This window comes from Flexivirga sp. B27 (assembly GCF_052905685.1).
Genome location: NZ_JBPYUM010000001.1, coordinates 244157 through 266375, shown reverse-complemented (window position 1 = coordinate 266375; position 22219 = coordinate 244157). Strand labels below are relative to the sequence as shown.

The following is a 22219-nucleotide window of genomic DNA, read 5'->3' as shown; positions in this document are numbered from 1 at the left end:
CGCTCAGCCTAGACGGATGCTGCCGACGGTCGCTCGGCAGCCGCCAGTGCCTCACCCAGCAGCTGGATCGACACCAGCCCGGCCACCTGACCGCCGGACACCACCAATAACTCCTGTATGGCGCCGCCGACGTCCTGCGCCGCGCGCACCAGTGCGGTGACGTCCACGTCGACCGACGGGACCTGGGTGATCCAGCCGTCCGGCTGGACCTGTGCCAGAGCCGACACCGGGATGTCCTGCATGCCCGGCTGCCCGACGCGGGACAGGTCGGCCATGCCGATGACGCCCCACGGCACACCGCGCTGGTCGACCACGACGACATCGCTGTCGGCACGCACGCTCGCGGCAGGACTGCTGTCGGGCACGACGGTGGCCGGACGCAGCACGTCGCGCACCCGCACCCGGGCGAAGAGCCGGCCGGACCGTGCCCGCGCGATCGCGTTACTCGCCCCGAACCAGAGGAACCCTGCGATCAGCACCGACCACAGCACATAGAAGGTGCCCGGGGTGTCACCGCGCACCAGCGGCAGCACGACCGCCCAGCCGACGAGGAGCGCTGCGAGCACCCGGCCGCACCAACCGGCGACGAGCAGCCCTGCGGTACGCGAGCCGGTCAGGCGCCATACGAGGGCATCGACCAGGAAGCCGCCGTCGAGCGGCATCCCGGGCAGGAGGTTGAAGACCGCGACGAAACCGTTGGTGTAGATGAACGCACCGATCAGCAGCCGGGCCACGTCGCGGTCGTCGGCCACGATCTGCAGACCGAGCCAACCGACAAGTGCGAGAACGGCATTCGCGAGTGGACCGACGACGGCGACCAGGGCACTCGACATCGGCGAGGTGTCGTCGGTGTCGTATGCCGTGTGTCCGCCCCACAGGTCCGCGACGATGCGTCGCACCCGGTAACCGCGCCATTGCCCGACGAGCGCGTGTGCGGCCTCGTGCGCAACTACGGACAACAGCAGGAGCAACGTGTAGAGGAAGGCCACGAAGTAGGCGGTGCCGCCGAGATCCGGGTAGGCGTTGGACACCTGGGGTCCGAAGGTGACGATGATGATGACGGCGATCACCGGCCAGGTCCGGCCGATGTAGATCGGCACGCCGCGCAACGTGCCCAGTTGCCAGCCGGGCCGATCCGCGTTCGCCATGGTCCCAGGGTACGTGCCGGGTCTGCGTCGCCCGCGCCACAGTCCGGGCTCCGGCCGGACCTGTCCGACCTGCCGGTTAGCGTGGGCGGCGTGGCAGATCAGACTGAGGTGACCGGTCCGCAGACCGACGCCGGCAGTGCACCCGGCAGAGAACCCGGCACCGACCGGGCGCCGGCCGGCGAGCCGCGACCGGTCCGGCCCGCGCTCTCGCCCAGCCGGGCCGGCGACTTCATGCAGTGCCCGCTGCTCTATCGATTCCGCGTGGTCGACCGCCTGCCCGAGGAGCCGTCGCCCGCCGCGGCGCGCGGCACCCTGGTGCACGCGGTGCTGGAGCGACTCTTCGACCAGCCCGCCGCCGAGCGCACGATCGACGCGGCAGTTGCCCTGCTCGAGCCGCAGTGGGCGGCACTCGTCGACCGCGAGCCGGAGCTGGCCGAGCTGCTCGGCGACGATGGTCCCGACGAGCAGACGTGGCTCGCCGACGCCGCCGAGCTGGTCCGCCGGTGGTTCGCGTTGGAGGACCCGACGCGCCTGGAGCCGGCCGAGCGGGAGCTCTATGTCGAGGCGGAGGTCGACGGGCTGACGCTGCGCGGTTACATCGACCGCCTCGACGAGGCGCCCGGTGACCTGCTGCGCGTGGTCGACTACAAGACCGGGCGGTCGCCCTCGGAGCTCTTCGAGGCCAAGGCGCTCTTCCAGATGAAGTTCTACGCACTCGTCCTGTGGCGCACGCGAGGTGTGGTGCCGCGCATGCTGCAGTTGGTCTATCTCGGCAACAGCGAGATCGTGCGCTACGAGCCCGACGAGTCGGACCTGCTGGCCACCGAGCGCAAGGTGAAGGCGCTGTGGCAGGCCATCGAGCGCGCCGCCGTCTCGGGTGACTGGCGCCCGCACCGGACCAAGCTGTGCAACTGGTGCTCCTTCCAGTCGCTCTGCCCGGAGTTCGGCGGCACTCCCCCGGAGCTTCCGGCGCACGCCATCGGTCTCGCCCTGGATCCGGACCGCTCCGGTGAGGTGGGCCCAGCCGAAGACTGATCAGCGACGATTGCTCAGCGCGTGGCGACGAGCAGCCGGCGTGCGATGTAGGCACCTGCTGACAATGCGGCGGCGAGCAGCAGGCAGACCAGTCGAGCTGCCGCTGCGGTGCCGGCATCCGCTGCAGCACCCAGGAAGACCGATCCGAGTGCGGCGACGCCGATCACCTGGGCGATCTGGAACGCACACGACAGCACACCACTGGCCTCCCCCGCCCGCTCCGCAGGCACCTTCGTCAGCGCCAGGCCGATCACCGGCGTGACCGCGAATCCCTGTCCGACGCCGATGATCGCGAAGACCGCAGCCGACTCCGCTCCGGGTCGTTGCCCGTCGCCCATCACCATCCCGAGCGCAACGAATCCGGCAGCGCACACCAGCAGCCCCACCGGGATCAACGATCTGACGACGGCAACCGGCAGACGTGGGCAGCTCAGTGACGAGACCGCGAATCCGACGGCAAGCGGCAGGAAGGCCAGCCCGGTCGCCATCGGGCTCATCTGCAAGGTCGTCTGGAAATGCACTGCGAAGACGAAGAGTTCGGCGGCATACGCGGTAATCATCACCAGGATCACACCCACGCCGGCGAGCAGCCCGGGCGCACGCAGCACGTCACCAGGCAACACCGGCGAAGAGCTCGCCCGTTCGATCAGCACAAACACGGGAAGTATGCCGAGCACGATCCCCCACAGCACGAATCCCCATGTCGGCCAACCGGTTTCATGCCCGAGCACAAGAGGTATGACGACCAGCCCGACGATCGCTCCGAACACCGTGGTGCCGGCCACGTCGAGCTGACCGGCCGCCGTCCGGGTATGCCGCGGCAGTGCGTGGGCCGACAACCGGAGCAGCACCAGTCCGACCGGCACGTTGACGAGGAACACCGTCCGCCACCCCAGGCCTGCTGGGTCGAGGTCCAGCAGAACACCACCGAGCAGCTGGCCGCTGACGGTGCCCAATGCCAGCACCAGGCCGTACCACCCGAGTGCCCGCGTGCGGCGGCGGCCGGACGGGAAACAGATCTGGATCAGGCTCATCACCTGCGGCAGCAGGAGCGCGGCGGCGGCGCCCTGGGCCAGACGGCAGACGATGAGCGCGGTGGCCGTCGGGGCGAAGCCGCACGCTGCCGACGTCAGGACGAAGCCGAGCAGACCGCTCCGGATGACGGCTCGGTGACCGAGCCGACCACCGAGCCGCGCGCCGGTGATGAGCAGCACGGCATACGACATGACGTATCCCGAGACGATCAGTTGCAGCTGCGCTCCGGAGGTGTGCAGGCCGTGCCGCAACGAGCCGACCGCGACGTTGACGATCGAGGCGTCGAGGAGACTCATGAACAGTCCGCCGAGCAGGACGGTGAGCAGCAGCCCGGTGGGCGGCTCGCCCGGGGAATGCCATGTCGGCGACAGTGTGTCGGGTGTCCGAGCCCGTGTCGTTGTCATGCATCGAGCGTGCGGACCGCACGTCCTCGGCAACAGGAGTCGCCTCATCCTGGTATCAACAACACCAGCATCGGGGTCGTGTTTCGCGGCGGTCCATCGCAGAATCGAGTCATGGACTCCGGTGGCCAGCAGCAGACAGCCGAGCGGTCGTCGCGGCCGACTCATCGCCGGGAGCTCGCGCGTTTCCTACGTGCGCATCGCGAGCAGGTCAGCCCACACGAGGCAGGAGTGCCCGTCGGTCCGCGACGTCGCACACCCGGCCTGCGCCGCGAGGAGGTTGCGCAGCTCGCCGGGGTGGGACTGACCTGGTACACCTGGCTCGAACAAGGTCGACAGATCAACGTGAGCACCCAGGTGCTCGATGCGGTGTCGGGAGTGCTGCGACTGGGCTCGGCGGAGCGTTGGCACCTCTATCGATTGGCACAGGTGCCTGGTGTGCCGATGCCGCCGCAGATGCCCGAGGAAGTGCCGGCGGACGCGGTCCGGGTGCTCGACCAACTCGATCCCAACCCCGCTTGCATCTACAACGCGCGTTACGACCTGATCGCCAACAACGAGACGTACGCCTGCATGTTTCCGTGGGTCGTCTCCTCGGACGGCATCGAACGCAATCTGGTATGGCGGGTCGCGATGGCCGGTGAGGACGTGCGACCCATCAATCCCGAGTTGTTCGGGCGACTGGTGGCAAACCTTCGGGCGCGCTATGCCGAGCACATCGGTGAGCCGTCGTGGGAGTCGTTCATCGAGCAATTGTCCGGCACCAGTGAGCTGTTTCGACGGGCGTGGGCACGTCAGGAGGTCCGCGGGCCAGGGCCGCAGTTCAAGCAGTTCCGCTGTCCCCCGGTCGGACTCATCCGACTCAACACCCTCAGCTACTCCATCGATGCGACTGCCTCATTACGGATGATCGTGCACGTCCCGGAGACCTCTGCCGACGCCGAGCGGATGCACCAGCTACGGGAGATCGGCGGAGTGCAGCTCGACTGAGGGTGCTCAGGGCTCGTAGCTCAGTCCCCTGTCGCGATCCGGCGCAGATCTGCGGGCTGCAACCACTGCAGAGTCGGCACCTGGGTGGCACCGGGCATCTGGGGCACGTCGGTGACATGCGGCACCGCAATCGTGGGCACCCCGGCCGCGACGGCGGCACGGACGCCGGGGATCGAGTCCTCGATGGCCACACATTCGGCGGCGTCGACACCGAGCTCGGCCGCGGCGGTCAGATAGGCCTCCGGGTCGGGCTTGCCCTTGCTGACCCGGTCACCCGTGACCACCACGGAGAACGTCCCGCCGGGGACGGTGTCCACGAGCACGCGGGCGAACGACTCGTAGGACATCGTCACCAGGGCGTTCGGAACCCCTTCTGCCACCAGGCTTTTCAGCAGCTCCTCGGCCCCGGGACGCCATGGCACGTGCTCCCGCATCCCGGCGGTGACCCGCTGCAGCAGGAAGTCGACGATCTCGTCGACGGACAACGTCACCGGGCTGTTGTCCCGGATCAGCTGGCCCGAGACGTGCAGCGGGTTCCCGACGAGTTGGTGCGCCATCTCGTCGCTCCACTGTCCGCCGTATGACGTGACGAGCTCGGTCTCCGCGGCGATCCACAACGGCTCGGTGTCCACGATCGTGCCGTCCATGTCCCACAGGACGGCAGCAGGCAGTCCACGGTCCTCGCGACCGGCGTCTGTGCTCACCCTCAGTCCTCCGGCTCGTAGCCGAGATTTGACGACAACCAGCGCTCTGCCTGCTGCAGCGTCCAGCCCTTGCGCTCGGCATACGACTCGACCTGATCCTTGCCCAGTCGGCCGACGACGAAATACTGCGAGTCGGGATGCGAGAAATACCACCCGCTGACCGCGGCGCCCGGCCACATCGCCATGGAGTCGGTCAGCTCGATCCCGGTCTGATTGGTCGCATCGAGAAGGTCGAAAAGCGTTCTCTTCTCGGTGTGTTCGGGGCACGCCGGGTAACCCGGAGCGGGCCGGATGCCACGGTACTTCTCCGCGATCAGCTCGTCGTTGCTGAGCTTCTCGTCGGGTGCATAACCCCACAGGTCGTGCCGGACCACGTCGTGCATCCGCTCGGCGAACGCCTCCGCGAGCCGGTCGGCGAGCGACTCCAGCAGGATCGCGCTGTAGTCATCCAGCTCCTTCTTGAACTGCATGATGCGCTCCTGCGACCCCAGGCCGGCGGTGACCGCGAATCCACCGACGTAGTCGGCCAGCCCGGTGTCCTTGGGTGCGACGTAGTCCGCCAGCGACCGATTGGGCACGCCCTTGCGGTGATGCCCCTGCTGCCGCAGGTGGTGCAGGGTCGTGCGGACCTCGCTGCGAGTCTCGTCGGTGTAGAGCTCGATGTCGTCGTCGACGGCATTCGCCGGGAAGAATCCGACGACGGCGTTGGCCTGCAGCCAGTGCTCCGCGATGACCTTGTCGAGCATCTCCTGCGCGTCGTCCCACAGCCTGCGCGCGGCCTCGGTCGTCGCCGGATTGTTGAGGATGTCGGGGAACTTCCCCTTCATCTCCCACGCGTTGAAGAACGGCTGCCAGTCGATGTATTCGCGCAGCGTCTCCAGTGGGTAGTCCCGGAACGTGCGGGTGTATGACGCAACCGGCCCGACCTCACCGTCGTCGCCGACGTCCATGGCCTGCTGCAACAGCATGCGGGGCCGCTGCGGCTGGTAGTCGGTCCAGTCGATCGGGGTCCGCGCGGCGAGAGCCTCGTCATACGTCATCAACGGGCGGTCGGTCTTCTTCGCCGCGTGCCGCTTGCGAATCGAGTCGTAGTCGGCGTTGACCTCGGTCATGAAGGCGTCGTGGCGTTCGTCCGACAGCAGCGCGGACGCCGTCGGCACCGACCGGGACGCGTCCTTCACCCATACGACATCACCGTGGTATTTCGGGGTGATCTTGACCGCCGTGTGTGCCCGCGACGTCGTGGCGCCACCGATGAGCAGCGGCACCGACCAGCCCTGACGCTCCATCTCCGAGGCGACGTTGACCATCTCGTCCAGGGACGGGGTGATCAGGCCGGACAGACCGATCATGTCGGCGTTCTCGGCCTTCGCGGTGTCCAGGATCTTCTGGGCCGGGACCATCACGCCGAGGTCGACGACGTCGTAGTTGTTGCACTGCAACACGACCCCGACGATGTTCTTGCCGATGTCGTGGACGTCGCCCTTGACCGTGGCCATCACGATCTTGCCCTTGGCGCGCTCGGCGTCACCGGGCTTCTTCTCGGCCTCGATGAACGGGATCAGGTGTGCGACAGCCTTTTTCATCACCCGGGCCGACTTCACCACCTGCGGCAGGAACATCTTGCCCGCACCGAAGAGGTCACCGACGACACCCATGCCGTCCATCAGCGGACCTTCGATGACGTTCAGCGGGCGCTCGCCGGCCGCAGACAGTTCGAGCCGCATCTCCTCGGTGTCGGCGACGATGAACTCGTCGATGCCCTTCACCAGCGCGTGCGTGATGCGCTCGCGCACCGGCTCTTCACGCCACTTCAGCTTGTCGTCGGGGCTCTCCTCGACGCGGTCCTTGTTGTATTCCTCGGCGACCTCCAGCAGCCGCTCGGTGGCGTCCTCGCGTCGGTTGAGCACGACGTCCTCGATGCGATCGCGCAGCTTCGGGTCGAGTTCGTCATAGACACCGAGCTGACCGGCGTTGACGATGCCCATCGACAGGCCGGCCTGGATCGCGTGGTAGAGGAAGACCGCGTGGATCGCCTCACGGACCGGGTTGTTACCCCGGAAGGAGAACGACACGTTGGAGACGCCACCGGACGTCAGCACGCCCGGCAGGTTGTCGGTGATCCAGCGGGTCGCCTCGATGAAGTCCGTGCCGTAGGCCCGGTGCTCCTCGATGCCGGTCGCCAGAGCGAACATGTTGGCATCGAAGATGATGTCCTCGGCCGGGAAGCCGACCTCCTTGGTGAGGATGTCGTAGGCCCGCTGACACACCTCCTTGCGTCGCTCGAGGGTGTCGGCCTGGCCGGTTTCGTCGAAGGCCATCACCACGACTGCGGCGCCATACTTGCGACAGAGCCGGGCCTGCTCGACGAACTTGTCGACGCCCTCCTTCATCGAGATGGAGTTGACGATCGATTTGCCCTGGACACAACGCAGTCCGGCCTCGATGACCTCCCATTTGGAGGAGTCGATCATGACCGGCACCCGGCAGATGTCCGGCTCGGTCGCGATGAGCTTGCAGAAGCGGTCCATCGCGTCGACGCCGTCGATCATGCCCTCGTCCATGTTGACGTCGATGACCTGGGCGCCGGACTCGACCTGCTGCCGTGCGACGTTGAGGGCTGTGGGGTAGTCACCCTCCTTGATCAGCTTCCGGAAGCGCGCGGACCCGGTGATGTTGGTGCGCTCGCCGACGTTGACGAAGAGCGACTCGGAGGTGACGTTGAACGGCTCCAGTCCGGACAGTCGCAGTGCCGGCTCGACCTCGGCCGGCGTGCGCGGTTCGAGGCCCTCGATGCGCTCACCGATCTCGGCGATGTGCTCCGGTGTCGTGCCGCAGCAGCCGCCGAGCACGTTGACCAGGCCGTCCTTGGCGAATTCGCCCAGCACATCGGCCATCTCGGACGCGGTCTGGTCATATTCGCCGAAGGCGTTCGGCAGCCCGGCGTTGGGGTAGCAGAACGTGAAACAGTCTGCGAGGCGGGCGAGTTCAGCCGCATACGGGCGCATGTCGGCGGCGCCGAGCGCGCAGTTGAAACCGACTGCGAGCGGGCGCGCGTGCCGGATGCTGTTCCAGAACGCCTCGGTGACCTGCCCGGACAGGGTGCGCCCGGAGGCGTCGGTGATCGTGCCGGAGATGAAGACCGGCCAGCGACGGTCCCGCTCCTCGAAGAGCGTCTCCAGAGCGAAGACAGCCGCCTTGGCGTTCAGGGTGTCGAAGATCGTCTCGATCAGCAGCAGGTCGCTGCCGCCGTCGACCAGGCCCTCGGCCTGCTCGTGGTAGGCGTCCACCAACTGCTCGAAGGAGATGTTGCGTGCGCCCGGGTCGTTGACGTCCGGCGAGATGGACGCCGTCCGGTTGGTCGGGCCGAGGGCGCCGGCGACATACCGCGGACGCTCCTCGGTGCTCACCGCATCGCACGCGGTGCGTGCGAGCCGCGCCGACTCGTAGTTGAGCTCGTAGCTCAACTCCTCCATGCCGTAGTCGGCCATCGAAATGCGTTGGGCGCTGAAGGTATTGGTCTCGATGATGTCCGCGCCGGACTCCAGGTAGGCCTCGTGGATGCCGCTGATCACCGACGGGTTGGTGAGCGACAAGAGGTCGTTGTTGCCCTTGACGTCCTTGTCCCAGTCGGCGAAGCGCTCGCCGCGGAACTCCTCCTCACTCAGCTTGTGTCGCTGGATGAAGACACCCATCGAACCGTCGAGGAGGAGCACCCGCTGCGCCATGGCGCTGCTGAGGGCTTCGGTGGCATCTGGACGGACCAAGGACGTGTCGCGCGTCGACGAGGTGACACGCGCAATGTCGGAGCGGCTGCTCACTGTTGGAGATCCCTTCAGGGGGAAGTTTGCGCGGAACGCCTCGCAGTCTAACGAGGAGCGTCCGTCAGTTCAGTGCGACACCCGTCCCTTGCAAGGCACGGAGCCGGTCAGGTGCATAAGCTGATGCCCCGGACGTATGACGGGCGGGACGTATGACGGCGACACGCATGACGGCGACGAGGAGGACGCGGTGATCGATTTCGAGGACGTGCCACTGCTGCGCGACCCGATCATGATCGCGGCCTTCGAGGGATGGAACGACGCCGGCGAGACCGCATCGGCCACCGTGGCCCACCTCATCGAGACCTGGGGCGCAACTCCGCTCGCCGCACTCGACCCGGAGCTCTACTACGACTTCCAGGTCAACCGGCCGCGGATCACCAGTGACTCCGGGCGCCGCGAGATCGTCTGGCCGACGACGAAGATCTTCCTGGCGCAGGAAACTCCGCTGGACCGAGACGTCATCCTCGTGCAGGGCATCGAGCCGTCGATGAAGTGGCGCGCGTTCACCGAGGAGTTGATGGACTTCGCTGCCGACTGCGAGGTCGGCATGATCATCACGCTCGGCGGACTGCTCGCCGATGTGCCGCACACCCGGCCCATCCCGGTAACCGTGACCTCCGAGCACGAGGAGACCCGGCAGCGGTATGACGTCGAGCCCAACCGTTATGAAGGTCCGACCGGGATCGTCGGCGTCGTCAGCGATGCGGCACACCAGGCCGACATACCGACCCTGTCCTGCTGGGCGGCTGTCCCCCACTACGCGGGTGCCGGGCCCTCCCCGAAGGCGACGCTGGCCCTGCTGACCCGCCTCGAGGCGCTCTTCGACACCCTCATCGGGCACGCCGACCTGCAGGAGCAGGCCAGAGCGTGGGAGCACGGCGTGGACGAGCTGGCGGCGTCGGACGACGAGGTCGCCGACTACGTCCACTCCTTGGAGCAGACCCAGGACACGACGGAGTTGCCGGAGGCCAGTGGCGACGCCATCGCGCGGGAGTTCGAGAAATACCTGCGCCGCCGCGACACCGACGACTAAGTCGTTTTGCGCAACTACGCGCGCAGGCCGAGGAGAGCGTCGAGGGCGTCGGTGACGTGCGGGCTCGGCGCACCGAGGTCGGGGCCGGCTGCCCAGTCGTCGACCAGTTGCAGCGCGGTGGGGCTGTCCAGGTCGTTGGCGAGCGCCGCCCGTATGCCGTCGACAAGCTCCGCCGCACTGTCGTCGCCGCGGGTGGCGAGTGCCCGCGTCCAGCGGTCCCAGCGCTTGACCGCGGCGTCCAGCATCCCGTCGGTGTATTCCCACTCGGTCCGGTAGTGGTGGTCCAACAGCACCATCCGGATCGCCATCGGATCGACCCCGGCCCGGCACAGGTCCGAGACACGGACCAGGTTGCCCTTGGACTTGCTCATCTTCTCGCCGTCGTAGGCGACCATCGCCTGGTGCGCGTATGCCTTCGCGAACGGCGCCTCACCGGTGAGCGCAACGGCCTGCACCGCGGACATCTCGTGGTGCGGGAAGATCAGGTCGGTGCCGCCGCCCTGCAGGTCGAAACCCATCCCGAGGTGGTCCAGCGCGATGGTGGTGCACTCCAGGTGCCACCCGGGGCGACCGCGGTGCAGCTCGCCGGCGTCCCACGCCGGTTCACCGGCGCGCTCGACGCGCCACAGCAGCGGGTCCAGGGCGTCGCGTTTCCCGGCACGGTCGGGGTCACCGCCGCGGTCGGCGAAGACCTCGAGCATCTGCTCGCGACTCCAGCCGCTCTCGTCGCCGAAGGTCGGCTGGGTCGACAGGTCCAGGTAGATGTCCTGCGCGCCCGCCTCCACAGCATCGGGAGTCGGCACCGTGTAGGTGACACCCTTGGCCACCAGACCCCGGATGGTCGCGACGTGTCGGTCCATCGTCTCCACGACACCGACGTAGTGGTCCGGCGGCAGGACGCGCAGCGCAGCCATGTCGGAGTGGAAGAGCTCGATCTCGCTGGTCGCCAGGTCACGCCAGTCGACTCCGTCGCGCTCCGCCCGCTCCAGCAAGGGGTCGTCGATGTCGGTGACGTTCTGCACGTAGCGCACCTCGTGGCCGGCGTCGCGCAGCACGCGGTTGGCGAGGTCGAAGGTCAGGTAGGTGGCGGCGTGACCCATGTGGGTTGCGTCATACGGGGTGATGCCGCAGACGTACATTCCCGCGCTGCCGTCGACCTGCAGTGGCACGACGTCAGCAGCCCGCGATTGCCACAATGCGAGCGGGTGGCCTTTCCCTGGGAAAGTGCCTTGCAAACGGGGAAGATTCGGCGAGGCCCACGGGGTGATCGTCACGACATCCACAATAGGCCGGGCGCCGATCCGATCACGCTGCCGCCCTCACCACAGCGGCCACGGCAGCGGGTGCCGGTCGTCCGGTGGCGTCGGGAACTCGCCGGTCTCCAGCAGGTCGTCGACGCGGTCCCGCAAGGCGGTCACCTCAGCCTCGTGTATGACGCCGCGCAGCGTCTCCCACAGCGTGCCTGCCGACTCCGCACGGAGCGCGTCGAGCAACGCCTCGAGCCGGCGCGTCTCCGACGCCGTCAGCTCCTGCCCGGCGAATCCCCACAGCACGGTCCGCAGCTTCTCCTCCGCGTGCAGCGTCAACCCGTGGTCGATGGCGTAGAGGTGGCCGTCATCGACGATCAGCGCGGACCCCTTGCGGTCGGCGTTGTTGAGCACGACGTCCAGCAGTGCGACGTCGCGCAACTGCTCGCCGGAAGCGTGCGAGACGACGAGGGGCTGGTCGTGCTCGTCGTGGACACCCAGCACGGGCAGGTAGTCCTCCGGCACAGCACCGACGGGGTCGATCCGCAGTAGGTCGTTCTCCCCGACCGGATCCAGCGGTCCCACCCATTGCTGCACCGACCCGGCGCCGAGCGGGCCATCGGGCCGCACGGCGGTCACCGGCACACAGTCCCAACCACCGGCGCAGGCGATCAGGTAGGCGGCATACTCGCGGCTCGCCAGGGTGCCCTCCGGGAAGTCCCACAGTGGCTGCTCGCCTCGAATCGGCTTGTAAACAGCCGGGATTCGCTCTTCGTCGTCCTCGACCCAGACTCGCAGCACGAAGTTGGAGGCTTCGACGAGGCGACCTTCGACCTCCAGCGGCCCGTCACGCAACAGCCGCTGCAGTCGCTCAGCGTCGATAGCCGTTGGCACGGGGACAGATGTGTCCGCTCGGGTCGAGCGGGCCACCGCAGAACGGACAGGACGGGCGCCCGTCCTCGACGGCTGCGAGGCCGCGTCGGGCGAACTCCCTGGCTTCGGCAGGTCCGATCATGACCCGCACGAGCTGGTCGTCGGGGTCGGTCACCTCACGCAGTTCCTCACCGTCGTCGGTGGGCTCCAGCTCGACCTGTTTGTCGTGGGCTTCGATGACCAGCACCTGCCGCTCGGGCTCCCACGCGAGGCTGAGAGTGCTGACGCGGAACTCGTCCTCGATCGGCGGCGTCAGCGGATCGTTGTCCTCCTTGGCCACCGGCAGGTCCTCGTCCACCGCCAGCTCGTCGAGCAGATCGTTGACCCGCTCGGCGAGCACTGCGACCTGCTCCTTCTCCAACGACACGGAGACGACGCGACGGCCCTGCACGACCTGCAGGAAGAAGGTGCGGGAGCCCGGTGGACCCACCGTGCCGGCGATGAACCGGTCGGGACGATCGAACTCGATGGTCGGCATACGGGCAGCCTAATCGCCTGAGCCGGTGCCGGTTTCACCACCGGGTGTCGCGTCCCCGGTCGGCTCCGCCTTGTCAGGTATGTCGCTGAGGTCTCCCGTCGAGTCATTCACTCGCAGGACGAAGGGACGCCGCGCGGTGTAGCGGATGGCGCTGACCGAGGCCGGCCCGACGACGATGCGCTGGAACTGGTCGAGGTGACTGCCGAGCGCGTCGGCCAGCACCGCCTTGATGACGTCGCCGTGTGACACGGCAACCCAGATCGCCTTCGGTCCGTGCGCGGCCTCGACCGCCGCGTCGATCTCCCGGACAGCTGCGACAGTGCGCGCGGACATCTGGGCCAACGACTCGTGCTCGAAGTCGGGCGACGGCGGGAAGACGGCTGCGGCCGGATGGTCCTGCACGGTGCGCCACAGGTCGTCCTTGACCAGCTCGCTGATCTTGCGGCCGGTCCACGCGCCGTAGTGGCACTCGCCCAGGCGCTCGTCGGTGTCGATCGACAGGTCGGACAGTCCAGCGGCGACGGCCGCCGCCGTCTGCTGACAGCGCTGCAGCGGACTGCTGACGATCCGGGCGACCGGCAGTTGCTCCAGACGTATGCCCAGGTCCGCCACCTGTTGCTCACCCGTCGCATCGAGCTCCACACCGGGGGTCCACCCGGCCAGCAGGCCGGAGGTGTTCGAGGTGCTGCGACCGTGCCGCACGAGCAGGACAGTTGCCATGCGTCAGCGCAGCCCTTCCTCGTCCATGATCTCCGCGACCGTGTGGAGCGCGGCGATGCGGTCCGGCAGGCTGTCGCCCACGGGGCTGACGCTCACCGTGGTCACGCCGGCGTCGGCATACGCATGCAGGCGCTCGGCGATGTGCTCGCGCGGGCCGATGAGCGACGTGCGGTCGATGAAGTCGCGGGGCACCGCCATCGCGGCCTCCCGGTGCTTGCGGTCCAGGAAGAGGTCCTGCACCTGCTGCGCCTCCGCCTCGAAGCCCATCCGCCGGGCCAGCGCGTTGTAGAAGTTCTTCTTCCGGGAGCCCATGCCACCGACGTAGAGGGCGGCATTGCCGCGCAGCCGGTTCGCGGCGGTGTCCAGGTCGTCGGCGATGCTCAGGCCGGCGTTGGCCACGATGTCGAAACCCTCGAGCGAGCCGCCCGCGTGGCCGGACTTCTCGCGTCCGGCACGAAGCTGCTTCAGCTGCTCGGGCAGATACTCGGGGCTGACGAAGATCCCCAGCCAGCCGTCGGCGATCTCGCCGGTCAGCTCCATGTTCTTGGGACCGATGGCGGCCAGGTAGATCGGCACCTGCGCACGCTCGGGCAGGAGCAACAGCCGCAGGGCCTTGCCCGGGCCGTCGGGAAGCGGCAATTCGAAGTGTTCGCCGTGGTATTCGACGTTCTTGCGGCCGAACGCCAGGCGGATGATGTCGACATACTCACGGGTGCGCTCCAGCGGCTTGTCGAAGCGCACGCCGTGCCAACCCTCGCTGACCTGCGGCCCGGACACGCCGAGCCCGAGCCGGAACCGCCCACCGGTGATCTTGTCCAGGGTCGCTGCCGTCATCGCGGTCATCGCCGGCGTGCGGGCCGGGATCTGGAAGACGGCGCTGCCCCACTCGAGGTTCGTCGTGAAGGCGCTGAGGTATGCCGCCAGGGACGGCACGTCGGAGCCGTATGCCTCCGCCAGCCAGGCGATCCGATATCCGGCGTTGTCGGCCGCCTGGGTGAGTTCCTTCATCACCGTGAGGTCGTCGGTGCCCGCTGTGCCCCAATAGCCGAGGTTGATGCCCAGATCCATGACGCCGACGATATAACCCGCCTGCGCGAACGAGCGTCACGTGCCCACTACGGTTGTGGCGTGCAATCGGTGAATGTGGGCAGGTCGGGGCTGCGGGTCAGTGATCTCACGCTCGGCACGATGAATTGGGGAGACAGTGTCGACGAGGTCTTCGCCGAGGAGATCCTGCGTGACTTCCGTGACGCCGGCGGCACGACGATCGACACGGCATACGGGTATGGCGACGGCGCCGCCGAGCAGATCCTCGGCGGACTCATCACGGCCGGCGATCGCGACGAGCTGGTGCTCGTGGGCAAGGCCGGCATCTCCCGGACCACCGGGTCACGGGTCGTCGACGCGTCCCGCGGGACACTGCTGACCCAGCTGGACGCGACGTTGCGCCGGCTCGACACCGACCACCTCGACCTCTGGCTGGTGCACACCTGGGACGAGCAGATCCCGCTCGCAGAGACGATATCCGCGTTGGAGCACGCACTCGCAGCCGGCAAGACCCGGTATGTCGGGGTGTCCAACTACTCCGGCTGGCAACTGGTGGCGGCTGCAAGCCTGCTGCAACAGGCGCGAATCCCGTTGACCGCGAACGAAATCGAATACAGCTTGGTGGAGCGCGGCGCAGACGCGGAGATCCTCCCGGCAGCCAGGCACGTCGGTGCTGGTCTGCTCGCGTGGGCCCCGCTGGGTGGTGGAGTGCTGACCGGGAAGTATCGCCGCGGAGTGCCCGCCGACTCCCGTGCGGCGACCGGGCGGCATGCCGGCTGGGCGGCGCGCCGACTCGGGGGCAACTCCGACTCGGTCGTCGACGCCGTCGCGACGGCAGCCGACGGCCTGGGCGCGAGCCCGGCACAGATCGCGTTGAGCTGGGCACGCACCCGGCCGGGCATCAGCTCACTGGTCGTCGGCGTGCGCAACCGCACTCAGTTGCGCACCGTGCTGGCCAGTGCCGAGACGCAGCTGCCGCCGCAGATCGCGCAGGCGTTGGACGACGTGTCGCGGGTGAACTAGTGCGCTAGCGACGTTCGTCGGCGTCCTCGAAGTCGAGGTCGTCGGTGTCGTCGCCGGACAGACCGATGTAGCGGTCGCTCTCGTCGTCCTCGTCGAGTTCGTCGTCGGTGTCCACTTCGAGGTCGTCGTCCTCGTCGGCGTCATCTTCGTCATCGTCGACGTCATCTTCTTCGTCATCTTCGTCGTCGCCGACGTAGACCTCGAGCGGGGTGACCTCGCCATACGTGTCCATGAGGGCGTCGTCGTAGTCCTCGAACGCGTCAGCCAGATCACGGTATGCGGCAACCACCGAGGGGTCGTTCTCGGTGCGGCGTGATGCCGCGGCCTCCAAGTGGCGTTCCAATGCACTTACCAATGCGGACAAGGCAGCACGCGGCTCAGCGGTCATGGGTTGACCGTACCCGGTGACCGGTGATTGACGACAGAGCAACGCTCCGTCCGAATGCGTCCGAAGGGTTGTGGCCTGGGTGATAATGGCGGCGATGACCGAGTACGAATTCCGCGTGCTGACCTTCGCGCGTGACACCAGCCGCTCCGATGTGCGCCAGGTGATCGCCGACCATGCCGAATACGGGCACTGGGAGCTGTCGCGCACCCGCATCTACCTCGGCGGCGCACGTCGCGTCTGGTTGCGCCGCCGCATCATCCGGGTCCGCCGCACGGCCTGAGCGCCGGTCGAGTAGCGGTCAGGTAACACAAGCTGGTCGAGTAGCGGCGAGGAACGAGCCGCGTATCGAGACCAACCGTTCAGACGAAGCACTTGATCTCGATACGCTCCTTCGTCGCTACTCGATCAGCGTGTGGTCAGCAGTGCTGCAGGAACTCCCGTAGCACCCGCGCACCGAACTTCAGCGACTCCACCGGCACCCGCTCGTCGATGCCGTGGAACATCGGCGCGAAGTCCAGGTCGGCGGGCAACTGCAGCGGAGCGAAGCCGTAACCGGTGATGCCGAGCTTCTTGAGCGCCTTGTTGTCGGTGCCGCCGGACAGGCAGTAGGGCAGGATCGCGGCCTGCGGATCCTGTGACAGCAGAGCACGTTTCATCGCGTCGACCAGTGGCGCGTCGAAGGGCGCCTCGAGGGCGATGTCGTGGTGCAGCACCTCGACCTCCACGTGCTCCCCTGCGAGCTCACGGATGGTCGCCATCAGGTCGTCCTCGTGGCCGGGCAGGAAGCGGCAGTCCAGCGACGCCGAGGCCGACTGCGGGATGACGTTGTGCTTGTAGCCGGCGTCCAGCATCGTGAAGTTGGAAGTGTCCCGCAGGGTGCCTTCGACGAAGCCGCGGGCACCGCCAAGATGCCGCAGCACCCCGTCCAGGTCGTCCGGTGTGTATGCCGTGCCGGAAAGGTCACTCACGCCGTCGAGCAACTGCTGCACGGAAGCGATGTATTCGCCGGGCCAGGTGTGCGCGTCGATGCGCGCGATCGCCTCCGCGAGACGCACGACGGCGTTGTCGTCGTTGGGCACCGAACCGTGTCCCGCGCGACCGCGCGCATGCAGCCGGAGCCACGCGATGCCCTTCTCTGCGGTCTGCAGCAGATAGGCGCGCTGCTGGTCGCCGGACTTGTTGTCGAAGGTGACCGAATAGCCGCCGACCTCACTGATGGCCTCGGTGACACCTTCGAAGAGCTCCGGGTGGTTGTCGACCAGCCAATGGCTGCCCTTCACCCCACCGGCCTCCTCGTCGGCGAAGAAGCCGACGACCAGGTCACGGGCGGGCTTGGCGCCGGTGCGCGCGAACTCGCGCACACAGGACAGGATCATCGCGTCCATGTCCTTCATGTCCACCGCGCCGCGACCCCAAACGCAGCCGTCCTTGATCTCAGCGGCGAACGGATCCACCTGCCAGTCCTCGGCATTCGCCGGGACCACGTCCAGATGTCCGTGCACGGCCAGCGCGCCCCGATCGGAGTCCTCGCCCTCGATCCGGACCACCACCGACGCGCGGCCCGGCTCGCTCTCGAGGAGCACCGGGTCCAGGCCGACCTCGGTCAGCTCCTGCATGACGTATTCGGCGGCCTTGCGCTCACCCGGGCCGCTGCCGTCGCCGTAGTTGCTGGTGTCGATGCCGATCAGTTCCTGCGTGATCCGCACGACCTCTGCTTCGGCCGTCAGGGTGCTGTCGTCGGTCTCATGGGAGGTCATGTATCAAGCCTGTCACAACGACTGTCGAGGCCTCCACGACGTCGGATGTGGTTTCGACGAGCTCAACCAGCTTGGGGTGGTTTCGACGAGCTCAACCACCTTGGGTATCCACCGCGCGGACGGTGTCGATGGTGTCGGCTTCGTCGGCAGTCTTGTCGTCGCGATAGCGGATGACGCGGGCGAAGCGCAGCGCGAGTCCGCCCGGGTAGCGACGGGAGCGTTGCAACCCGTCGAACGCGATCTCGACGACCTGCTCCGGTCTCACCTGCACCACCCAGTCACCGGTGTCGGTGGCGAGCTCGGTGAAGCGCTCGGTCTGCCAGCGGAGCATCTCGTCCGTCATACCTTTGAAAGTCTTTCCGAGCATGATCCAACCGCCGGACTCCGGGTCGCGGGCACCGAGGTGGATGTTGGACAGCAGCCCCTTGCGGCGCCCGCTCCCCCACTCGACAGCGAGCACCACCAGGTCGAGCGTGTGCCGTGGCTTCACCTTCACCCAGCCGGCGCCGCGTCGGCCGGCGGCATACGGCGCGTCGAGGTCCTTGACGACGACGCCCTCGTCACCCGCGGCCACCCGGTCGCGGAAGAAGTCCGCTGCGCCGACTGCGTCGACGATCGGAGCCGACCGCACCAGCCAGCGATCGGGCACGAGCTGGTGCAGCAAACGCGTGCGTTCGTGCAGGGATTCGTCGTTCAGGTCGCGTCCATCGACGTGCAGCAGGTCGAAGAACTGCGGCGTCACCGGGGTCTCGTCACGCAACCGCTGTGGGTCGGCACTGCTCGCCGTGCGTGCGCCGGTGACCTGGAACGGCAGCGGGCGTCCGTCATCGTCGAGGGCGATCGCTTCGCCGTCGAGCACCAGCTGCCGCGCCGGTAGCTCGCGCACGATCTCCACGACCTCCGGCAACCGGTCGGTGATCTCCTCCAGGCTCCGGGTGAACAGCCGGACGTCGTCGCCCTCCTTGTGCGCCTGCACGCGTATGCCGTCGAGCTTCGTCTCGATCTGCTGCTGCAACTCCGGGTCGACGGCGTCAGCTACCTCGGGCGCGCTGCCGGCCAGCATCGGCCGCACCGGTCGCCCGACGACTAGCCCGATCTGTGCCACCGCATCGACACCACCGTGCATCGCCGCGGCCGCCACGGGCGCGGCGAAGCCGGCGAGCATCACCGCACGCCGGACCTGCTGCTCCGGGACGCCGCTCGCCTGGGCGATGGCGGTCAGCATCACTCCGTCGCCGGCACCTTGACGCAGCTCGCCCTGGACGAGACCGGACACGAAGCGCTGCTCGGGCGCGGTCAACCGCCCGAACAGTCCGGCCAGCAACTCCTTGCGCTGCCGGGCCGAGCCCGCGCCACTCGCGCTGCCGACTGCGGCAAGTGTGTCGTCGAGCTCACGCACCGTGACCGAGGCGTCGTCGCTCGGAGCGGGGGCGTCCCGCAGGCCACGCCAGCCGACGCCGATCCGGCGTTGCGGCAACACTCCCGCGAGGTATGCCGCCACCAGCGGAACCTCCTCCGGCGCTGCGTCGCGCAGCAGCTGCGCGACGGCGTCCCGCTTGGCCAGCCGGGACCGTGTCGCACGCACTGCCTCGGACACCGCGATGACCTGCTCCAACAGCATTGCTGCAGTCTGCCTCTCCCCTCCGACATACGGGAACCGTCGGGAGGCGCTAGCGTCATACCTGAAATCAGCCAGAGATACGAAGGGACAGCACATGCCGGTCAACCTGAGCAAGGGCGCGAACATCTCGCTGGAGAAGGCAGCGCCCGGTATGACGACAGCAATCGTCGGCCTGGGCTGGAACCCCCGCACCACCGACGGCGCACAGTTCGACCTCGACGCGTCGGTCCTGCTGCTGGCCGAGAACGGCAAGGTCCGCAATCAGTCCGATTTCGTCTTCTACAACAACCTCACCGGCGACAACGGCGCCGTGCAGCACCTCGGTGACAACCGCACCGGTGAGGGCGAGGGCGACGACGAGCAGATCAAGGTCTCGCTCGGACAGGTCTCCCCCGACGTCCAGCGGATCACCTTCGTCGCGTCCATCGACCAGGCCGACGCTCGCGGGCAGAACTTCGGGCAGGTCTCCGACGCGTTCATCCGGGTCTTCGACGCCGACGACCCGACCAACGCCGACAAGGGCGCTCGCTTCGACCTCGGCGAGGACGCCGCGACCGAGTCCGCGCTGGTCTTCGGCGAGCTCTACCGCAACAACGGCGAGTGGAAGTTCCGCGCCGTCGGCCAGGGCTACTCCAGCGGTCTCGCCGGTGTCATCAAGGACTTCGGCCTCGACGTCTGAGCCGCAGCAGCGGTCCGTCCACGGCCCGTGACGTGTATGGCGAATGCCGCATGTCACGGGCCGTGGCACGATTGAGGAAAATCGGCCACTGCGTGCTAGTGTTTCCGCTCGTTGGCCGGGCCGTGAGCACGGTTGACACACCCATTTGTCCGGGTGGCGGAATGGCAGACGCGCTAGCTTGAGGTGCTAGTCCCTTAACGGGGGTGGGGGTTCAAGTCCCCCTCCGGACACATATTTGCTCGACCAGTTTCCTGTGGTCGGGTTCGACGAAGGCCAGAGACGTTTCGACGCGTCTCTGGTCTTCGTCGTCCTGCCGGAGTCGGCGGCGGGGCGAGGCCGGGCTCAGCGGCTCACGCTGACTCTCAGCCGGTGATCGCTCCGTGGGAGGCGGACTGGGCCTGCTTGGCGTATTTGGCCAACACTCCCCTGGTGTACGTCGGTGCCGGTGGCTCCCAACCGTCGGCACGTCGCGCCAACTCGTCGTCATCGACGAGCAGGTCGAGCAACCGGCCCGCGACGTCGAGCCGGATCGGGTCCCCGTCCCGCACGAACGCGATCGGACCGGCGTCGACCGCCTCAGGCGCAACGTGCCCGACGCATGCGCCGGTGGTGCCACCGGAGAAGCGTCCGTCGGTCAGCAGCAGGACGTCCTTGCCGAGCCCGGCACCCTTGATGGCTCCGGTGATGGCGAGCATCTCCCGCATGCCGGGTCCGCCCTTCGGGCCCTCATAACGTATGACGACGACGTCGCCCGCCACGATCGTGCCGTCCTCCAGGGCGTGCATCGCGGCCTGTTCGCCGTCGAAGACTCGGGCGGGACCTTCGAAGACGTCGTCGTCGAAGCCGGCGCTCTTGATCACGGCGCCCTCCGGTGCCAGGGAGCCCTTCAGGATGGTGAGGCCGCCGGTCGGGTGGATCGGGTGCCCGACCGCACGGATGATGTCGCCGTCCACGGCGGGCGGCGCGATGTCGTCGAGGTTCTCCGCGACGGTCTTGCCGGTCACGGTCAGGCAGTCGCCGTGGATCAGGCCCGCCTCCAGCAGCGCCCGCATCACGACAGGTATGCCGCCGACCTTGTCCACGTCGTTCATGACGTAGCGTCCGAACGGCTTGAGGTCCCCCAGATGCGGCACCTTGTCGCCGATCCGGTTGAAGTCGTCGATGGTCAGGTCGACGTCGGCCTCGCGTGCCATCGCCAGCAGGTGCAGCACCGCGTTGGTGGATCCGCCCAGCGCCATCAGGACCGTGATGGCGTTCTCGAAGGCGTCCATCGTCATGATCTGCCGAGCGGTGATCCCCCGTCGCAGCATCTCGACCGCCGCCGCGCCGGAGCGGTGTGCGAAGCCGTCCCGTCTCCGATCGACCGCCGGCGGAGCGGCTGAGCCCGGGATCGACATACCCATCGCCTCGGCGATCGACGCCATCGTGTTCGCGGTGTACATGCCTCCGCAGGCGCCCTCGCCCGGGCAGATGGCACGCTCGATGCGGTCGACCTCGTCGCGGGTGATCAGGCCCTTCATGCACGCACCGACGGCCTCGAAGGCATCGATGATCGTCACGTCCTTGCCGTCCACCTGACCGGGCATGGTCGAGCCGGCATACAGGAAGACCGACGCGAGATCGAGGCGCGCCGCAGCCATCAGCATGCCGGGCAGGCTCTTGTCGCACCCCGCGAGCAGAACGGAGCCGTCCATGCGCTCGGCCATCATCACGCATTCGACCGAATCCGCAATGATCTCACGGGAAACCAGCGAGAAGTGCATGCCCTCGTGGCCCATCGAGATGCCGTCGGAGACCGAGATGGTGCCGAACTCCAGCGGGTAACCACCGGCCGCATGCACGCCGTTCTTCACCGCCTGGGCGAGGCGGTCGAGCGAAAGGTTGCAGGGCGTGATCTCGTTCCAGCTCGAGGCCACCCCGATCTGGGGTTTGGCGAAGTCCTCGTCGCCCATCCCCACCGCGCGCAACATCCCGCGAGACGCCGTGCGCTCCAAACCGTCGGTGACCTCGCGACTGCGAGGCTTGATGTCGATCTCCGGAGAATCACTCATCTTTGCGAACCTAGCAGCGTATGACGCCGGCAGCACGAGGCCGAAGCGCTCGGCGCGATGGGGAGTGTGGCGACGTCCCCTCGCGGTCGAACTGCTCTAATGAAC

At 67.8% G+C, this 22219-nt stretch carries 19 protein-coding genes and 1 tRNA gene; 7 read left to right on the top strand and 13 right to left on the bottom strand.

The genetic code is table 11. The features are described from left to right. Positions 1-8 precede the first annotated feature (8 nt). The gene (locus ACSZL9_RS01240) at positions 9-1148 is read right to left on the bottom strand and encodes a site-2 protease family protein (protein WP_446663638.1); all 1140 of its coding nucleotides are present in this window, start codon (positions 1146-1148) and stop codon (positions 9-11) included. Positions 1149-1238: 90 nt separating this feature from the next. Here ACSZL9_RS01240 and ACSZL9_RS01235 point away from each other — a divergent pair, with 90 nt between their 5' ends. Next, entirely contained in the window at positions 1239-2183 is a 945-nt protein-coding gene (locus ACSZL9_RS01235) for a RecB family exonuclease (protein WP_446663637.1), read from the top strand. Between the two features lie 14 nt (positions 2184-2197). Here the strand turns inward: ACSZL9_RS01235 and ACSZL9_RS01230 are convergent, their stop codons facing one another. Further along, complete coding sequence (locus ACSZL9_RS01230; RefSeq protein ID WP_446663636.1) at positions 2198-3622, bottom strand: MFS transporter; 1425 nt, start codon at positions 3620-3622, stop codon at positions 2198-2200. A gap of 111 nt (positions 3623-3733) precedes the next feature. Between ACSZL9_RS01230 and ACSZL9_RS01225 the strand changes: the two genes are divergently transcribed. Next, positions 3734-4609 (top strand): helix-turn-helix transcriptional regulator, encoded by an 876-nt coding sequence (locus ACSZL9_RS01225; protein ID WP_446663635.1) that lies wholly within the window; start codon positions 3734-3736, stop codon positions 4607-4609. A gap of 20 nt (positions 4610-4629) precedes the next feature. Here the strand turns inward: ACSZL9_RS01225 and ACSZL9_RS01220 are convergent, their stop codons facing one another. Both ACSZL9_RS01220 and metH read right to left on the bottom strand, forming a co-directional pair. Then, positions 4630-5313 (bottom strand): HAD family hydrolase, encoded by a 684-nt coding sequence (locus ACSZL9_RS01220; RefSeq protein ID WP_446663634.1) that lies wholly within the window; start codon positions 5311-5313, stop codon positions 4630-4632. A gap of 2 nt (positions 5314-5315) precedes the next feature. Then, positions 5316-9134 carry a methionine synthase gene (gene metH / locus ACSZL9_RS01215; RefSeq protein ID WP_446663633.1) on the bottom strand — a complete coding sequence of 1273 codons (3819 nt, stop codon included), beginning with the start codon at positions 9132-9134 and terminating at the stop codon, positions 5316-5318. 190 nt (positions 9135-9324) lie between these two features. Between metH and ACSZL9_RS01210 the strand changes: the two genes are divergently transcribed. Continuing rightward, a complete protein-coding gene (locus tag ACSZL9_RS01210) occupies positions 9325-10170 on the top strand; it encodes a PAC2 family protein (RefSeq protein WP_446665093.1) in 846 nt (281 codons plus the stop codon). Between the two features lie 14 nt (positions 10171-10184). Here the strand turns inward: ACSZL9_RS01210 and mshC are convergent, their stop codons facing one another. Genes mshC through ACSZL9_RS01185 form a run of 5 tightly spaced genes read right to left on the bottom strand, consistent with a single transcriptional unit; the run spans position 10185 to position 14616 of the window. Then, the gene (mshC, locus tag ACSZL9_RS01205) at positions 10185-11438 is read right to left on the bottom strand and encodes a cysteine--1-D-myo-inosityl 2-amino-2-deoxy-alpha-D-glucopyranoside ligase (RefSeq protein WP_446665092.1); all 1254 of its coding nucleotides are present in this window, start codon (positions 11436-11438) and stop codon (positions 10185-10187) included. A gap of 51 nt (positions 11439-11489) precedes the next feature. Next, entirely contained in the window at positions 11490-12311 is an 822-nt protein-coding gene (locus ACSZL9_RS01200) for an SCO1664 family protein (RefSeq protein ID WP_446663632.1), read from the bottom strand. Next, positions 12289-12828: a DUF3090 domain-containing protein gene (locus ACSZL9_RS01195; RefSeq protein WP_446663631.1), complete on the bottom strand. Its 540-nt coding sequence runs from the start codon at positions 12826-12828 to the stop codon at positions 12289-12291. The genes ACSZL9_RS01200 and ACSZL9_RS01195 overlap by 23 nt, the downstream gene beginning before the upstream one ends. Before the next feature lie 9 nt (positions 12829-12837). After that, a complete protein-coding gene (locus ACSZL9_RS01190) occupies positions 12838-13548 on the bottom strand; it encodes a histidine phosphatase family protein (RefSeq protein WP_446663630.1) in 711 nt (236 codons plus the stop codon). 3 nt (positions 13549-13551) lie between these two features. After that, positions 13552-14616, bottom strand: a complete 1065-nt coding sequence (locus ACSZL9_RS01185; RefSeq protein WP_446663629.1) for an LLM class F420-dependent oxidoreductase — start codon at positions 14614-14616, stop codon at positions 13552-13554. 60 nt (positions 14617-14676) lie between these two features. Between ACSZL9_RS01185 and ACSZL9_RS01180 the strand changes: the two genes are divergently transcribed. After that, positions 14677-15618 (top strand): aldo/keto reductase, encoded by a 942-nt coding sequence (locus tag ACSZL9_RS01180; RefSeq protein WP_446663628.1) that lies wholly within the window; start codon positions 14677-14679, stop codon positions 15616-15618. A gap of 4 nt (positions 15619-15622) precedes the next feature. Here ACSZL9_RS01180 and ACSZL9_RS01175 read toward each other — a convergent pair whose 3' ends face one another. Beyond that, on the bottom strand, positions 15623-16006 hold the full coding sequence (locus ACSZL9_RS01175; RefSeq protein WP_446663627.1) for a hypothetical protein: 384 nt from the start codon (positions 16004-16006) through the stop codon (positions 15623-15625). Positions 16007-16100: 94 nt separating this feature from the next. Here ACSZL9_RS01175 and ACSZL9_RS01170 point away from each other — a divergent pair, with 94 nt between their 5' ends. After that, positions 16101-16286, top strand: a complete 186-nt coding sequence (locus tag ACSZL9_RS01170) for a DUF5703 family protein (protein WP_446663626.1) — start codon at positions 16101-16103, stop codon at positions 16284-16286. Positions 16287-16422: 136 nt separating this feature from the next. Here ACSZL9_RS01170 and ACSZL9_RS01165 read toward each other — a convergent pair whose 3' ends face one another. Both ACSZL9_RS01165 and ACSZL9_RS01160 read right to left on the bottom strand, forming a co-directional pair. Further along, positions 16423-17763 carry a M20/M25/M40 family metallo-hydrolase gene (locus ACSZL9_RS01165; RefSeq protein WP_446663625.1) on the bottom strand — a complete coding sequence of 447 codons (1341 nt, stop codon included), beginning with the start codon at positions 17761-17763 and terminating at the stop codon, positions 16423-16425. 91 nt (positions 17764-17854) lie between these two features. Next, on the bottom strand, positions 17855-19384 hold the full coding sequence (locus ACSZL9_RS01160; RefSeq protein WP_446663624.1) for an ATP-dependent DNA ligase: 1530 nt from the start codon (positions 19382-19384) through the stop codon (positions 17855-17857). 94 nt (positions 19385-19478) lie between these two features. On the opposite strand from ACSZL9_RS01160, the gene ACSZL9_RS01155 reads away from it, so the two are divergent. Both ACSZL9_RS01155 and ACSZL9_RS01150 read left to right on the top strand, forming a co-directional pair. Further along, positions 19479-20063: a TerD family protein gene (locus ACSZL9_RS01155; RefSeq protein WP_446663623.1), complete on the top strand. Its 585-nt coding sequence runs from the start codon at positions 19479-19481 to the stop codon at positions 20061-20063. 147 nt (positions 20064-20210) lie between these two features. Next, a tRNA-Leu gene (locus ACSZL9_RS01150) sits at positions 20211-20293 on the top strand. Between the two features lie 132 nt (positions 20294-20425). On the opposite strand, the gene ilvD is transcribed toward ACSZL9_RS01150, so the two are convergent. Continuing rightward, a complete protein-coding gene (gene ilvD / locus ACSZL9_RS01145) occupies positions 20426-22114 on the bottom strand; it encodes a dihydroxy-acid dehydratase (RefSeq protein ID WP_446663622.1) in 1689 nt (562 codons plus the stop codon). Positions 22115-22219: the final 105 nt, after the last annotated feature.